The 14,197-nt window shown below is 65.1% G+C and carries 13 protein-coding genes; 11 read left to right on the top strand and 2 right to left on the bottom strand.

Going from position 1 to position 14,197, the window contains the following annotated elements:
* Window positions 1-22 precede the first annotated feature (22 nt).
* From glpK to WCE05_RS15300, 10 genes are all read left to right on the top strand, one after another.
* Window positions 23-1,513: a glycerol kinase GlpK gene (gene glpK, locus WCE05_RS15255; protein WP_225788119.1), complete on the top strand. Its 1,491-nt coding sequence runs from the start codon at window positions 23-25 to the stop codon at window positions 1,511-1,513.
* Between the two features lie 174 nt (window positions 1,514-1,687).
* Entirely contained in the window at window positions 1,688-2,443 is a 756-nt protein-coding gene (gene glpR / locus WCE05_RS15260) for a DNA-binding transcriptional repressor GlpR (RefSeq protein ID WP_225788118.1), read from the top strand.
* Window positions 2,444-2,693: 250 nt separating this feature from the next.
* A complete protein-coding gene (glpD, locus tag WCE05_RS15265) occupies window positions 2,694-4,232 on the top strand; it encodes a glycerol-3-phosphate dehydrogenase (protein ID WP_253091429.1) in 1,539 nt (512 codons plus the stop codon).
* A 415-nt stretch (window positions 4,233-4,647) separates the two neighbouring features.
* On the top strand, window positions 4,648-5,565 hold the full coding sequence (locus tag WCE05_RS15270) for a glutamate/aspartate ABC transporter substrate-binding protein (protein ID WP_225788116.1): 918 nt from the start codon (window positions 4,648-4,650) through the stop codon (window positions 5,563-5,565).
* A 144-nt stretch (window positions 5,566-5,709) separates the two neighbouring features.
* Window positions 5,710-6,456, top strand: a complete 747-nt coding sequence (locus WCE05_RS15275) for an amino acid ABC transporter permease (protein ID WP_225788115.1) — start codon at window positions 5,710-5,712, stop codon at window positions 6,454-6,456.
* Window positions 6,456-7,127, top strand: coding sequence for an amino acid ABC transporter permease (locus tag WCE05_RS15280; protein ID WP_225788114.1), 672 nt, complete (start codon window positions 6,456-6,458; stop codon window positions 7,125-7,127). The genes WCE05_RS15275 and WCE05_RS15280 overlap by 1 nt, the downstream gene beginning before the upstream one ends.
* Window positions 7,124-7,858: an amino acid ABC transporter ATP-binding protein gene (locus tag WCE05_RS15285; protein ID WP_225788113.1), complete on the top strand. Its 735-nt coding sequence runs from the start codon at window positions 7,124-7,126 to the stop codon at window positions 7,856-7,858. The genes WCE05_RS15280 and WCE05_RS15285 overlap by 4 nt, the downstream gene beginning before the upstream one ends.
* A 65-nt stretch (window positions 7,859-7,923) precedes the next feature.
* On the top strand, window positions 7,924-9,828 hold the full coding sequence (locus WCE05_RS15290; protein ID WP_368816137.1) for an ATP-binding protein: 1,905 nt from the start codon (window positions 7,924-7,926) through the stop codon (window positions 9,826-9,828).
* The gene (locus tag WCE05_RS15295; protein WP_368816138.1) at window positions 9,825-11,150 is read left to right on the top strand and encodes a sigma-54-dependent transcriptional regulator; all 1,326 of its coding nucleotides are present in this window, start codon (window positions 9,825-9,827) and stop codon (window positions 11,148-11,150) included. The genes WCE05_RS15290 and WCE05_RS15295 overlap by 4 nt, the downstream gene beginning before the upstream one ends.
* Window positions 11,151-11,166: 16 nt before the next feature.
* Window positions 11,167-11,502: a GlpM family protein gene (locus WCE05_RS15300; RefSeq protein WP_225788110.1), complete on the top strand. Its 336-nt coding sequence runs from the start codon at window positions 11,167-11,169 to the stop codon at window positions 11,500-11,502.
* Window positions 11,503-11,591: 89 nt separating this feature from the next.
* Here the strand turns inward: WCE05_RS15300 and WCE05_RS15305 are convergent, their stop codons facing one another.
* Window positions 11,592-12,587 (bottom strand): alpha/beta fold hydrolase, encoded by a 996-nt coding sequence (locus WCE05_RS15305; RefSeq protein WP_225788109.1) that lies wholly within the window; start codon window positions 12,585-12,587, stop codon window positions 11,592-11,594.
* Between the two features lie 197 nt (window positions 12,588-12,784).
* On the opposite strand from WCE05_RS15305, the gene metR reads away from it, so the two are divergent.
* Window positions 12,785-13,702: a transcriptional regulator MetR gene (gene metR, locus WCE05_RS15310; protein WP_225788108.1), complete on the top strand. Its 918-nt coding sequence runs from the start codon at window positions 12,785-12,787 to the stop codon at window positions 13,700-13,702.
* Here metR and WCE05_RS15315 read toward each other — a convergent pair.
* Window positions 13,686-14,099: an NUDIX domain-containing protein gene (locus tag WCE05_RS15315; RefSeq protein ID WP_225788107.1), complete on the bottom strand. Its 414-nt coding sequence runs from the start codon at window positions 14,097-14,099 to the stop codon at window positions 13,686-13,688. The genes metR and WCE05_RS15315 overlap by 17 nt on opposite strands.
* Window positions 14,100-14,197 lie beyond the last annotated feature (98 nt).

Here is a 14,197-nt window from a genome sequence, read left to right on the forward strand (position 1 = left end):
TATTTTGTGCAAGGCCACCGACATGACAGATACCCAGGACAAGAACTACATCATCGCCCTGGACCAGGGCACCACCAGTTCGCGGGCCATCATCTTCGACCGTGACGCCAACGTGGTCGGTACCTCCCAGCGCGAGTTCGTGCAGCATTATCCGCAGGCCGGCTGGGTCGAGCACGACCCGATGGAAATCTTCGCCACGCAGAGCGCGACCATGGTCGAAGCCCTGGCCCAGGCCGGCATCAGCCATGCCCAGGTGGCCGCGCTGGGCATCACCAACCAGCGCGAGACCACCGTGGTCTGGGACAAGGAAACCGGCCGCCCGGTGTACAACGCCATCGTCTGGCAATGCCGGCGCAGCACCGAGATCTGCGAGCAGCTCAAGCGCGACGGCCATGAGGCGTACATCCGCGAAACCACGGGCCTGGTCACCGACCCGTATTTCTCCGGCACCAAGCTCAAGTGGATCCTCGACAACGTCGACGGCGCCAGGGCCCGCGCCGAACGGGGCGAGCTGCTGTTCGGCACCGTCGACAGCTGGCTGATCTGGAAATTCTCCGGTGGCAAGGTGCATGTCACCGACTACACCAATGCCTCGCGCACCCTGATGTTCAACATCCACACCCTGCAGTGGGACGAGAAGCTCCTCGAGATCCTTGGCATTCCACGGCAGATGCTGCCAGAGGTACGTCCGTCTTCGCAGGTGTACGGCCATACCAAGAGCGGCATCGCCATCGCCGGCATCGCTGGCGACCAGCAATCGGCACTGTTCGGCCAGATGTGCGTGGAGCCCGGCCAGGCCAAGAACACCTATGGCACCGGCTGTTTCCTGCTGATGAACACCGGCGACAAAGCGGTGAAATCTTCCCATGGCCTGCTCACCACCATCGCCTGCGGCCCTCGCGGCGAGGTGGCCTATGCCCTGGAAGGCGCGGTATTCAACGGCGGCTCCACCGTGCAATGGCTGCGCGACGAACTGAAGATCGTCAACGATGCCTTCGACACCGAATATTTCGCCAGCAAGGTCAAGGACAGCAACGGCGTCTACCTGGTGCCGGCCTTCACCGGCCTTGGCGCACCGTACTGGGACCCCTACGCCCGTGGCGCACTGTTCGGCCTGACCCGTGGGGTGAAGGTCGATCACATCATCCGTGCGGCCCTGGAGTCGATCGCCTACCAGACCCGTGACGTGCTCGACGCCATGCAGCAGGACTGCGGCCAGCGCCTGAGCGAACTGCGCGTGGACGGCGGCGCGGTGGCCAACAACTTCCTCATGCAGTTCCAGGCCGACATCCTCGGCACCTGCGTCGAACGGCCAAGGATGCGCGAGACCACGGCGCTCGGCGCCGCCTACCTGGCCGGCCTGGCCTGCGGCTTCTGGAGCGGCCTGGACGAGTTGCGCGACAAGGCGATCATTGAGCGCGAGTTCAGCCCGCAGCTGGACGAGGCGCAGAAGGAGAAGCTCTACGCCGGCTGGAAGAAAGCGGTGGATCGTACCCGCGATTGGGAGGCGTAGGCTGCAAGCTGCAAGCTGCAAGCTGCAAGCTGCAAGCTGCAAGCTGCAAGCTGCAAGCCAAGCATAGGGACACCGGCTGGCGTGTTCGGCTTTTCTTGTCGCTTGTAGCTTGCCGCTTGCCGCTGCCTTTTGGTTTCATTGCAGAATTTGTCCGGCAGCCCAAAAGGACCGCCCATGAATCTGCCTCCCCGCCAACAACAAATCCTCGAACTGGTGCGCGAGCGCGGTTACGTCAGTATCGAAGAAATGGCCCAGCTGTTCGTCGTCACCCCGCAAACCATCCGCCGCGACATCAACCAGCTCGCCGAAGGCAACCTGCTGCGCCGCTACCATGGCGGCGCAGCCTACGATTCGAGCATCGAGAACACCGCCTACGCCATGCGCGCCGACCAGATGCGCGACGAGAAACAGCGCATCGCCGAAACCGTGGCCCGGCAGATTCCCGACCATGCCTCCTTGTTCATCAACATTGGCACCACCACCGAATCCATCGCCCGTGCCCTGCTCAACCACAACCACTTGAAGGTCATCACCAACAACTTGCACGTGGCCGCGATCCTCGGCGCCAAGGATGATTTCGAGGTGCTGGTGGCCGGCGGCACCGTACGCCGCGACGGCGGTGTGGTCGGCCAGGCCAGCGTCGACTTCATCAATCAGTTCAAGGTCGACTTCGCCCTGGTCGGCATCAGCGGCATCGACGAGGATGGCAGCCTGCTGGACTTCGACTACCAGGAAGTCCGGGTATCCCAGGCGATCATCGCCAATGCCCGCCAGGTGATCCTCGCCGCCGACTCCAGCAAGTTCGGCCGCAACGCCATGGTACGCCTCGGCTCGATCAGCCTGGTCGACTGCCTGGTGACCGACCAGGCGCCCTCTCCCGCCCTGACCCAGCTACTCAACCAGCACAAGATCCGCCTGGAAGTGGTCTGAGCAGCCCAGGACTGCTGTCCAGACCACTCGCGCTCCTTCTCAAGGGCGCTGGGGCTGCCTTGCAGCCCCAAACGGCAACTGCCTCACCGCAAAGCGCCAACCTTATGTTCGATAATGTTCATTTTCTTGTCATCTGATCAGCTTTTCCTATAAGGACTGACTGGCGACAGGCGTTTCATTGCGCTAGTATTTTCGAAAACGAACATAAATGTTCACATTCGATATGAACAGCACTCCCGGAGGCCTTCCCGTGTCACAGCCCGCTTCGTCCTTGCTCCCCCTCGCCGATTGCTACGACCTCGCCGTGATCGGCGGCGGTATCAATGGCGTGGGCATCGCCGCCGACGCGGCCGGGCGCGGCCTGAAGGTATTGCTCTGCGAAAAGGACGACCTCGCCAGTCACACCTCGTCGGCCAGCAGCAAGCTGATCCACGGCGGCCTGCGTTACCTGGAGCACTACGAGTTCCGCCTGGTCCGCGAGGCGCTGGCCGAGCGCGAGGTGCTGCTCGCCAAGGCGCCGCACATCGTCAAGCCGATGCGCTTCGTGTTGCCCCACCGCCCGCACCTGCGGCCGGCCTGGATGATCCGCGCCGGCCTGTTCCTCTACGACCACCTGGGCAAGCGCAAGCGCCTGGGCGCCTCGCGCAGCTTGCGCTTCGGCCCGGGCAACCCGCTCAAGCCCGCCATCACCCGCGGTTTCGAATACGCCGATTGCGCCGTCGACGACGCCCGCCTGGTGGTGCTCAATGCCATGGCCGCCCGCGAGAAAGGCGCACACATCCGCACTCGCACCCGTTGCCTGGGCGCCGAGCGGGTCGATGGCCTGTGGCAGGTAGAGCTGTCGCTCGCCGATGGCAGCCGGCAGACCATCCGTGCCCGTGCCCTGGTCAACGCCGCCGGCCCCTGGGTCGCCAGCTTCATCAAGGACGACCTGGGGCTCGACGCGCCCTACGGCATCCGTCTGATCCAGGGCAGCCACCTGATCGTGCCGCGCCTGTACGAGGGCGAGCATGCCTATATCCTGCAGAACGAAGACCAGCGCATCGTCTTCGCCATCCCCTACCTGGAGCGCTTCACCCTGATCGGCACCACCGACCGCGAATACAGCGGCGATCCGGCCGAGGTGGCGATCACCGAGGCGGAGACCGACTACCTGCTGAAGGTGGTCAACGAGCACTTCAACCACCAGCTCGGGCGGGCCGACATCCTGCACACCTATTCCGGGGTACGGCCGCTGTGCAACGACGAATCGGACAACCCCTCGGCGGTCACCCGCGACTATACCCTGGCGTTGTCCAGCGCCGAGGGCCAGGCGCCGCTGCTGTCGGTGTTCGGCGGCAAGCTGACCACCTACCGCAAGCTGGCCGAGTCGGCCATGGCGGAACTACGGCCGTTCTTCACCCACATGCGCGACAGCTGGACCGCCAGCGCGCCCTTGCCCGGCGGCGAGCGCATGACCACCGTCCAGGCCCTGGTCGACGGCCTGCTGGCCCGCTGCAGCTGGTTGCCGGAGGATATTGCCAGGCGCTGGGTGCAAACCTACGGCAGCCGAGCCTGGCGCCTGCTCGAAGGCGTGCAGGGTCCGGAGGACCTCGGTCAGGCCATCGGCGGCGGCCTGTTCAGCCGTGAGGTGGATTACCTGTGCAGCGAGGAATGGGCGATCAGCGCCGACGATATCCTCTGGCGCCGCACCAAGCTGGGTCTGTTCACCAGCCAGGCCGAGCAGCAGGGGCTGCGCGAGTACCTGCAGCGTGCCGAGTCGAACCGTGCGCGCGTGCGTGCGGCCTGAGCCTGGCCTGGACCTGCTTCTGCCAATAGAGCTGCTTTGCAGCCCATCGCCGGCAAACCGACTCCACACAGGGTGGTCGTGCCGTTCTTGAGATCGGTGCCGAACCTGGGAGCCGGCTTGCCGGCGATGGAGCGCGAAGCGGCCCCGAATGGCAGGCCTGCACACAACCGCCAACCCGTTCGGATTCCCGAACGGCTCACACCCATCCATTCGGAAATCCGTACACAAACATTCCCTGGAAAACCGTCAGAAAAGATTAATCCCCAGTATTTACGCGGCGTTATGATCAGTATCAGGGCTTGGCATGAGTCATGCTCTACACTTGGTAGCCGAATGCACACCGCTTCATGCTGTATTCGTTGAACGAAGAGTCCGCCAACGGCTCCATAAAAAAAACAACGTCGAGGAAAATTTGATGCGCATCGTTCGTCATCTGTTGGGCGCCGCCATCGCGGCCGCGGTCATCGCTTCGCCAGTCATGGCCGAGGAACTGACCGGCACCCTGAAGAAGATCAAGGACTCGGGGACCATCACCCTGGGGCACCGCGACTCCTCCATTCCGTTTTCCTACCTGGCCGGCAAGCCACAACCCGTGGGCTACTCCCACGACATCCAGCTGGCCGTCGTCGAGCACCTGAAAAAGCAACTGGGCACCGACATCAAGGTCCGCTACAACCTGGTCACCTCCCAGACCCGCATCCCGCTGGTGCAGAACGGCACCGTCGACCTGGAATGCGGCTCCACCACCAACAACGTCGAACGCCAGCAGCAGGTCGGCTTCTCCGTGGGCATCTTCGAAGTCGGTACCCGCCTGCTGACCAAGGTCAAGGACGGCCAGCCGGCCTACAAGGACTTCCCGGACCTGGCCGGCAAGAACGTGGTGACCACCGCCGGCACCACCTCCGAGCGCATCCTCAAGGCGATGAACGCCGACAAGCAGATGAAGATGAACGTGATCTCCGCCAAGGACCACGGCGAAGCCTTCAACATGCTCGAAAGCGGCCGCGCCGTGGCCTTCATGATGGACGATGCCCTGCTCGCCGGCGAAATGGCCAAGGCACGCAAGCCTGCCGACTGGGTCATCACCGGTACCCCGCAGTCCTACGAGATCTACGGCTGCATGGTGCGCAAAGGTGACGAGGCGTTCAAGAAAGCGGTCGACGAGGCGATCGTGGAGTACTACAAGTCGGGCGAGATCAACAAGACCTACGAGAAGTGGTTCCAGCAACCGATCCCGCCAAAAGGCCTGAACCTGAACTTCCCGATGAGCGAAGAGCTGAAGAAGCTGATCGCCGAGCCGACCGACAAGGCAGCGGACGAAAAGCAGTCCTGACCCCTGAACGTGGCCCGTGGCTCACCTCGAGCGCGAATTAACCCGACGGGCCACTCGTTAGTGTCTAACCTTTCATCCGAGGGCGCATACCGCCCTCGGATGTTCGAAGGTGCCCGTGAAACAACCGTCTGAGGGGAAATCCCGATGAATTACAACTGGGACTGGGGCGTGTTCTTCAAGTCCACCGGCGTGGGCAGCGAAACCTACCTGGACTGGTACCTCACCGGCCTGGGATGGACCATCGCCATCGCCGTCTCCGCCTGGATCATCGCACTGCTGCTGGGCTCCATACTCGGCGTCATGCGCACCGTGCCGAACCGCCTGGTGGCCGGCATCGCCACCGCCTACGTGGAGCTGTTCCGCAACGTGCCGCTGCTGGTGCAGCTGTTCATCTGGTACTTCCTGGTACCGGACCTGCTGCCCGAAGGCCTGCAGGAATGGTTCAAGCAGGACCTCAACCCGACCACCTCGGCGCTGATCAGCGTGGTCATCTGCCTGGGCCTGTTCACCGCCGCGCGGGTCTGCGAACAGGTGCGTACCGGCATCCAGGCCCTGCCGCGCGGCCAGGAAGCGGCCGCCCGTGCGATGGGCTTCAGCATGCCGCAGATCTACACCAACGTCCTGTTGCCGCAGGCGTACCGGATCATCATTCCGCCGCTCACCTCGGAGTTCCTGAACGTGTTCAAGAACTCTTCCGTGGCCTCGTTGATCGGCCTCATGGAGCTGCTGGCCCAGACCAAGCAGACCGCCGAGTTCTCCGCCAACCTGTTCGAGGCGTTCACCCTGGCCACCCTGATCTACTTCACCTTGAACATGGGCCTGATGCTGCTCATGCGCATGGTCGAGAAGAAAGTCTCGGTACCTGGCCTGATTTCCGTGGGAGGTAAGTAATGGACATGGATTTCACCGAGATCGTCCCGGCCCTGCCTGCGCTCTGGGAAGGCATGCTGATGACCCTCAGGCTGATGGTCATGGGCGTGATCGGCGGCATCGTGCTGGGGACCATCCTGGCCTTGATGCGCCTGTCGTCGAGCAAGCTGCTGTCGAACATCGCCGGCGCCTACGTCAACTACTTCCGCTCCATCCCGCTGCTGCTGGTGATCACCTGGTTCTACCTGGCCGTGCCATTCGTGCTGCGCTGGATCACCGGCGAGGACACCCCGGTCGGTGCCTTCACCTCCTGCGTGGTGGCGTTCATGATGTTCGAGGCCGCCTACTTCTGCGAAATCGTGCGGGCTGGCGTGCAATCGATCTCCAAGGGCCAGATGGGCGCCGCCCAGGCCCTGGGCATGACCTATGGCCAGACCATGCGCCTGATCATCCTGCCCCAGGCCTTCCGCAAGATGACCCCGCTGCTGCTGCAGCAGAGCATCATCCTGTTCCAGGACACCTCGCTGGTCTACACCGTGGGCCTGGTGGACTTCCTCAATTCGGCACGCTCCAACGGCGACATCATCGGGCGCTCCCATGAGTTCCTGATCTTCGCCGGTGTCGTCTACTTCCTCATCAGCTTCACCGCTTCGTGGCTGGTCAAGCGCCTGCAAAAAAGGATCGCCGTATGATTTCCATCAAGAACGTCAACAAGTGGTACGGAGACTTCCAGGTGCTGACCGACTGCAACACCGAAGTCAAGAAAGGCGAGGTGGTGGTGGTCTGCGGCCCGTCCGGCTCGGGCAAGTCCACCTTGATCAAGTGCGTCAATGCCCTCGAGCCGTTCCAGAAGGGCGACATCGTGGTCGACGGCACCTCGATCGCCGACCCCAAGACCAACCTGCCCAAGCTGCGCTCGCGGGTCGGCATGGTGTTCCAGCACTTCGAGCTGTTCCCGCACCTGACCATCACCGAGAACCTGACCATCGCCCAACGCAAGGTGCTCGGCCGCAGCGAAGCGGAGGCCACCAAGAAAGGCCTGGCCCTGCTCGAGCGGGTCGGCCTGAGCAGCCAGGCCAAGAAGCACCCTGGCCAGCTTTCGGGCGGTCAGCAGCAACGCGTGGCGATCGCCCGCGCCCTGTCGATGGACCCGATCGTCATGCTGTTCGACGAACCGACCTCGGCACTGGACCCGGAAATGGTCAGCGAAGTCCTGGATGTGATGGTCGAACTGGCCCATGAAGGCATGACCATGATGTGCGTGACCCACGAGATGGGCTTTGCCCGCAAGGTCGCCAACCGGGTCATCTTCATGGACAAGGGCAACATCATCGAAGACTGCACCAAGGAAGAGTTCTTCGGCGACCAGGCCGCCCGCGACCAGCGTACCCAGCACTTCCTCAGCAAGATCCTGCAGCACTGAGCAGGCCCCACGCCGCTGCCCGGCCCCGCCGGGCAGCGGATGCTGGTGGTGACAAGGCCACTGTGATGAAATGCGACCCTTCGCTCCTTCGCCCTGCCCAGCCTGCCGTGAAATCCCGCTTGATCCGCCAGTTGCTCCTACCGCCCCTGATCATCCTGCTGATGGTCGGCCTGGGCATGGCCGGCTACCTGGTCAGCGAGAGCAACGGCATCCGCGCCCTGAGCGAGAATGGCGAGCGCCAGCTGGAACTGCACGCGCGCACCGTCGAGAGCGAGATCAGCAAGTACACCTACCTGCCGAGCCTGCTGGAGCTGGAAAACAGCGTCTCGCAGTTGCTCACCGACCCTGACAGCGGTTTTCGCCAGCGGGTCAACGAATACCTCGAGGGCCTGAACCGCCGCAGCCGCAGCCGGGCGATCTTCGTCCTCGACACCAACGGCCGGGTCCAGGCCACCAGCAACTGGCGCGATGCCGACTCCTTCCTCGGCGAGGACCTGTCGTTCCGTGCCTATTTCCAGGATGCCGTGCGCGGCGAGCCTGGGCGCTTCTATGGCATCGGCAGCACCACCGGCGAGGCCGGCTACTACCTGGCCCACGGCCTGGAGGAGCATGGCAAGATCATCGGCGTGGCGGTGATCAAGGTCCGCCTGGACACCCTCGAGGAGCGCTGGCAACGCGCCCGCCTGGAGGCGTTCGTCAACGACGAGAACGGCATCATCATCCTCTCCAGCGATCCGGCCCGCCGCCTCAAGTCGGTGCGCCCGCTGACCCCGCAGATCAAGGAGCGCCTGGCGCGCAGCCTGCAGTACTACTGGTGGCCGCTGAACGAGTTGCAGCCCCTGGCTCGCGAAACCCTGGCCGATGGCGTCGAGAAGCTGACCTTCCCGGCCAACAGCGAGAACGGCCGCAGCAAGCCCCACGAGGTGGCCTACCTGACCCAGACCCGGCGCCTGGCCGACACCCCCTGGCATTTCACCCTGCTCACTCCGCTGCAGGACCTGCACCGCGAATCCACGGTGCAGGGCATCCTGGTGGGCGCGGCCTTCGCCTTGCTGGCCATCCTGGCGATCGCCTGGAACGAGCGCCGCAAGGTGATCGCCACCCGCCTGGCCGCCCGCGAGGCCCTGGAAGAGGCCAACAGCCAGCTGGAGCGGCGGATCGCCGAGCGTACCGCGGACCTTCGCGCCAGCAACGAGCGGCTCAAGGGCCAGATCCGCGAGCGCCGGCATGCCGAACAGACCCTGCGCCACGCCCAGGACGAACTGGTCCAGGCCGGCAAGCTGGCGGCCATCGGGCAGATGTCCACCAGCATCGCCCACGAATTGAACCAGCCCCTGGCGGCCCTGCGTACCCTGTCCGGCAATACCGTGCGTTTTCTCGAGCGCGGTGCCCTGGAGACCGCCAGCACCAACCTGCGCACCATGAACGACCTGATCGACCGCATGGGCCGCATCACCGCCAGCCTGCGCTCGTTCGCCCGCCGCGGCGACGACAGCGGCCAGGCCTCGCTGGCCAAAGCGGTGGAGGCCACCTTGCAGGTGCTGGGTAACCGCATCGCCAGCTGCCACCTGCAGTTGCACAGCCAGTTCGACGACCAGCGGCTGGCCATCGACCAGACCCGCCTGGAGCAGATCCTGGTCAACCTGATCGGCAACGCCCTGGACGCCATGGCCGGCCAGCCTCAGCCGCAGTTGTGGCTGGAAGGCGAACCGCAGGGCGACAAGTACCGCCTGCGGGTGCGCGACAACGGCCACGGCATCGATGCCGAGGCACGCAAGCACCTGTTCGAACCCTTCTTCACCACCAAACCGGGCGAGCACGGCCTGGGCCTGGGCCTGACCCTGTCGGCGAGCCTCGCCGCCGCCGCCAAGGGCACCCTGGGCGTCGAGCATCCCGCCAGCGGCGGCACCGCCTTCGTCCTCGCCCTGCCCCTGGTCACGCCCCCAACCGAATTGGCTGAGCCTCTATGAACCAAGCGCCCCTCACCGTCCTGATCGTCGAAGACGACCCGCATGTGCTGCTCGGCTGCCAACAGGCACTGGCCCTGGAAGACATCGCCTGCGAAGGCGTGGGCAGCGCCGAACGGGCGCTGGAACGCATCGGCGACGACTTCGCCGGTATCGTCGTCAGCGACATCCGCCTGCCGGGCATGGACGGCCTGGAACTGCTCGGCCGGCTCAAGGCCCGCGACCGCAGCTTGCCGGTGGTGCTGATCACCGGCCATGGCGATATCGACATGGCGGTCGGAGCCATGCGCAACGGCGCCTACGATTTCATGGAGAAACCCTTCTCCCCGGAGCGCCTGGTGGACGTGGTGCGCCGGGCCCTGGAGCAACGCGGGCTGTCCCGCGAAGTGCATGCGCTGCGCCGCCAGCTGGCCGGCCAGAGCACGCTCGAAGGGCGCATCATCGGCCGCTCGCCGGCCATGCAGAACCTGCGCGAGCTGATCGCCAACGTCGCCGACACCTCGGCCAACGTACTGATCGAGGGCGAGACCGGCACCGGCAAGGAACTGGTCGCCCGTTGCCTGCACGACTTCAGCCGACGCCAGGGCCAGCCCTTCGTCGCCCTCAACTGCGGCGGCCTGCCGGAAAACCTGTTCGAGAGCGAGATCTTCGGTCACGAGGCCAACGCCTTCACCGGTGCCGGCAAGCGGCGCATCGGCAAGATCGAGCATGCCAATGGCGGTACCCTGTTCCTCGACGAGGTCGAGAGCATGCCGCTCAACCTGCAGATCAAACTGTTGCGCGTGCTGCAGGAACGCACCCTGGAGCGCCTGGGCTCGAACCAGAGCATCCCGGTGGACTGCCGGGTGATCGCCGCGACCAAGTCCGACCTCGACGCCATGGGCCAGAGCGGCCAGTTCCGCAGCGACCTGTACTACCGCCTGAACGTGGTCACCCTCGAGCTGCCGCCGCTGCGCGAGCGCCGCGAGGACATCCTGCAACTGTTCGAGCACTTCCTCCAGCAATCGGCGCTGCGCTTCGACCGCGAGGTGCCGGAGCTGGACAGCCAGACCTTGTCGCGTCTGATGGCCCACGACTGGCCGGGCAACGTGCGCGAACTGCGCAATGTCGCCGAACGCTACGCGCTGGGCCTGCCGGCATTCAAGAAAAGCGGCGGCGGTGCCAGCCAAGGCCTGGGCTTCGCCGAAGCGGTGGAGGCCTTCGAGCGCAACCTGCTCAGCGATGCCCTGCAACGCACCGGGGGCAACCTCAGCCAAGCCAGCCAGGAGCTGGGCATGGCCAAGACCACGCTGTTCGACAAAGTGAAGAAATACGGCCTCGCCTGAGCCGAAGGAAACCGACGTGGACCTCGTACTGAAAGCCGGCCTGGGTGCCGCCGTGGTGGTGCTCCTGGCCATCCTCTCCAAGACCCGCAACTACTACATCGCAGGCCTGGTGCCGTTGTTCCCGACCTTTGCCCTGATCGCCCACTACATCGTGGGCAAGGGGCGACCGCTGGCGGACCTGAAGACCACCATCCTGTTCGGCATGTGGTCGATCATTCCCTATTTCGTCTACCTGGCGGCGCTGTACCTGTTGGTCGACCGGATGCGCCTGGAGACCTCGCTGGCCCTGGCCACGCTGGCCTGGCTGGTGGCGGCGACCGTGCTGGTGACACTGTGGATGCGCTTTCACTGAGACTGGTCGCGTCTGTACCGGCCCCATCGCCGGCAGCCCCGAAAATGACAACCCGCCGCTTAACTGACCGGCCTCGAGACGGTGCAGCGTCAAAGCCTGGCAAGGTGGGTCAGGTCTTCACGATGCGCCTTCAGGTAAGGCAGCACCGCCCCCAGCAACGGCGCCTTGAACGGCTCCTGGAAGCGATGGGCCAAACCCGGGATCAGCCGCAGCTGGCTCCCCCGGATATGCGCAGCCAGGTGCACCCCATGCATCACCGGCAACAGCGGGTCGGCCGTGCCATGCACCACCAGCGTGGGTACGCGCAACTGGTTGAGCAGCGCCACCCGGCTCGGCTCGGCGAGGATCGCCATGATCTGGCGCTTCACCCCTTCCGGGTTGAAGGCCCGGTCGTAGGCCATCGCCGCCTGGTGCAGCAGGGCCGCACGGTCATCGGCGACCTCGGGGCTGCCCAAGGCCGCCAGCAGGTCGGCCTGGTGCTCGATGGCCAGCGCCCGGTTCGGCGCATCGCGGCGCGCCAACAGTTGCACCAACGCAGGGCTGGGCGCCGGCAGGCCCTCGGCGCCCGAGCTGGACATGACCAGGGTCAGGCTGCGCACACGCCCGGGCGCCATGGCCGCCAGGTGCTGGGCGATCATCCCGCCCATGCTCACCCCCAGCACATGGAACCGCTCGACCCCGAGTGCATCCATCAGGCGCAAACCGTCCCCGGCCATGTCGGTCAGCGTATAGGGCGCAGCCACTGGCAGCCCCAGGCGGTAGCGCAACAGCTCGACCGTCAAGTTGGCCGAGGCCGGCAGTTGGTTCCAGCGCGACAGGCCGACATCCCGATTGTCGTAGCGAATCACCCGAAAGCCCTGGCGACACAGGGCCTCGACCACGTCGTCGGGCCAGTGGATCAATTGTCCGCCCAGGCCCATGACCAGCAGCAAGGCAGGGTCCGACGGTGCACCGACGCTCTGGTACACCAGGCTCAGTTCGCCCAGCTCGGCCCGTTGCACCGGCACCTGGGCGTCGCAGCGCTGAACGGCGAAGCTGGCCGGCACGCTACACAGCAAGAAGAAGAAAACCAGTAAAACCCGCATGAAAAGAAACACCAGAATGCAAATCCCCAGTAGAGCGCGAGTCTGATGAAATTCATGCGGGCGCGCTGCCACAGTTGCGTGACAGTTTGATGAATGGCGCCGAGCGGTCAGCGGGCGTTGCCAGTCGACAGCATCTGCAACATGAGGGAAACTCAACACCCTGTATTTTTTACCAAGTGTTTCCCCGGAGTGCTGCAGTGCTGGAAATCCGCCACCTGAAAACCCTTCATGCCCTGCGCGAGGCCGACAGCCTGGTGGAGGCCGCCGAACGCCTGCACCTGACCCAGTCGGCACTGTCGCACCAGTTCAAGGAACTGGAAGAACGCCTGGGGTTGCCGCTGTTCGTGCGCAAGACCAAGCCGATCCGCTTCACCAGCGCCGGCCTGCGCCTGCTGCAACTGGCCGATGCCACCCTGCCGCTGCTGCGCAGCGCCGAACGCGACATCGCCCGCTTGGCCGGTGGCACCGCCGGGCGCCTGCACATGGCTATCGAGTGCCACAGCTGCTTCCAGTGGCTGATGCCGACCATCGACCAGTTCCGCGACGCCTGGCCAGAGGTGGAACTGGACCTGGCCTCGGGCTTCGCCTTCGCACCGTTGCCGGCCCTGGCCCGGGGCGACCTCGACCTGGTGGTGACCTCCGACCCGCTGGACCTGGCCGGCATCACCTATGTACCGCTGTTCACCTACGAGGCCATGCTCGCCGTGGCCAACCAGCACCCCTTGGCCAGCAAGCCCTATATCGTGCCCCAGGACCTGGCCGACCAGACCCTGATCACCTATCCGGTGGAGCGCGACCGCCTGGATATCTTCACCCGCTTCCTGGAGCCGGCCGACATCGAGCCGGCCGCGGTGCGTACCTCGGAGCTGACGGTGATGATGATGCAACTGGTGGCCAGCGGCCGTGGCGTGTGCGGCATGCCCCACTGGGCGCTGCACGAATACAGCTCACGGGGCTACGTGAAGGGCAAGCGCCTGGGCGAGAAGGGCCTGTTCGCCACGCTCTACGCGGCAGTACGCACCGACATGCTCGATGCGCCGTACATGCGCGACTTCCTGCTGACGGCCAAGGATACGTCCTTCGCCACCCTCGACGGGGTCAGCGCGGTGCGTTGAGGGCCTTGCGGTAGAGCGGCAGGATCAGGTCACGGGTCAGCGGCGCCAGGGGCTGGGCCGGCACTTCGTCGGCGGCCAGCCACACCGCCTCCTCGATCTCCGCCGCCGGGGCCACGGCCTCGGCACTGTCGACCCGGAACAACTCGGCCTGCACCTCGAAACCCGGCTCGTTGGCCGCCGGGGCGCTGAAGCTGCCCAGGTAGACGGCCTGCTGCGGGTCGATCCGCAACCCCAGTTCTTCATGCAGCTCGCGCACCAGGGCCGCTGCGGGCGACTCCTCGGCATCGATCTTGCCACCCGGCTGCATGAAGGCTTGGGTGCCACGCTTGCGCACCAGCAAGGTACGCCCCTGGGGGTCGATCAGCAGGGCGGCGGCGATGCGAATGATCTTGCTCATGGGCTGGGCTCTTGGGCGGGCTGAAGGCGCGGAAGGATCACATGGGGTGGCCTGGCTGACAAGCCTCGTGCCATCCGCTTCGCGGGCAAGGCCCAGTC

Source organism: Pseudomonas sp. I2, from assembly GCF_040984075.1.
Classification (GTDB): Bacteria; Pseudomonadota; Gammaproteobacteria; order Pseudomonadales; family Pseudomonadaceae; genus Aquipseudomonas; species Aquipseudomonas guariconensis_B.

Coding starts and splice junctions, on each gene's coding strand:
- WCE05_RS15295 (WP_368816138.1), top strand. CDS start 9,825: ATGAACCAAGCGCCCCTCACCGTCCTGATCGTCGAAGACGACCCGCAT.
- WCE05_RS15275 (WP_225788115.1), top strand. CDS start 5,710: ATGAATTACAACTGGGACTGGGGCGTGTTCTTCAAGTCCACCGGCGTG.
- WCE05_RS15290 (WP_368816137.1), top strand. CDS start 7,924: ATGAAATGCGACCCTTCGCTCCTTCGCCCTGCCCAGCCTGCCGTGAAA.
- glpK (WP_225788119.1), top strand. CDS start 23: ATGACAGATACCCAGGACAAGAACTACATCATCGCCCTGGACCAGGGC.
- WCE05_RS15280 (WP_225788114.1), top strand. CDS start 6,456: ATGGACATGGATTTCACCGAGATCGTCCCGGCCCTGCCTGCGCTCTGG.
- WCE05_RS15305 (WP_225788109.1), bottom strand. CDS start 12,587: ATGCGGGTTTTACTGGTTTTCTTCTTCTTGCTGTGTAGCGTGCCGGCC.
- WCE05_RS15270 (WP_225788116.1), top strand. CDS start 4,648: ATGCGCATCGTTCGTCATCTGTTGGGCGCCGCCATCGCGGCCGCGGTC.
- WCE05_RS15285 (WP_225788113.1), top strand. CDS start 7,124: ATGATTTCCATCAAGAACGTCAACAAGTGGTACGGAGACTTCCAGGTG.
- WCE05_RS15315 (WP_225788107.1), bottom strand. CDS start 14,099: ATGAGCAAGATCATTCGCATCGCCGCCGCCCTGCTGATCGACCCCCAG.
- glpR (WP_225788118.1), top strand. CDS start 1,688: ATGAATCTGCCTCCCCGCCAACAACAAATCCTCGAACTGGTGCGCGAG.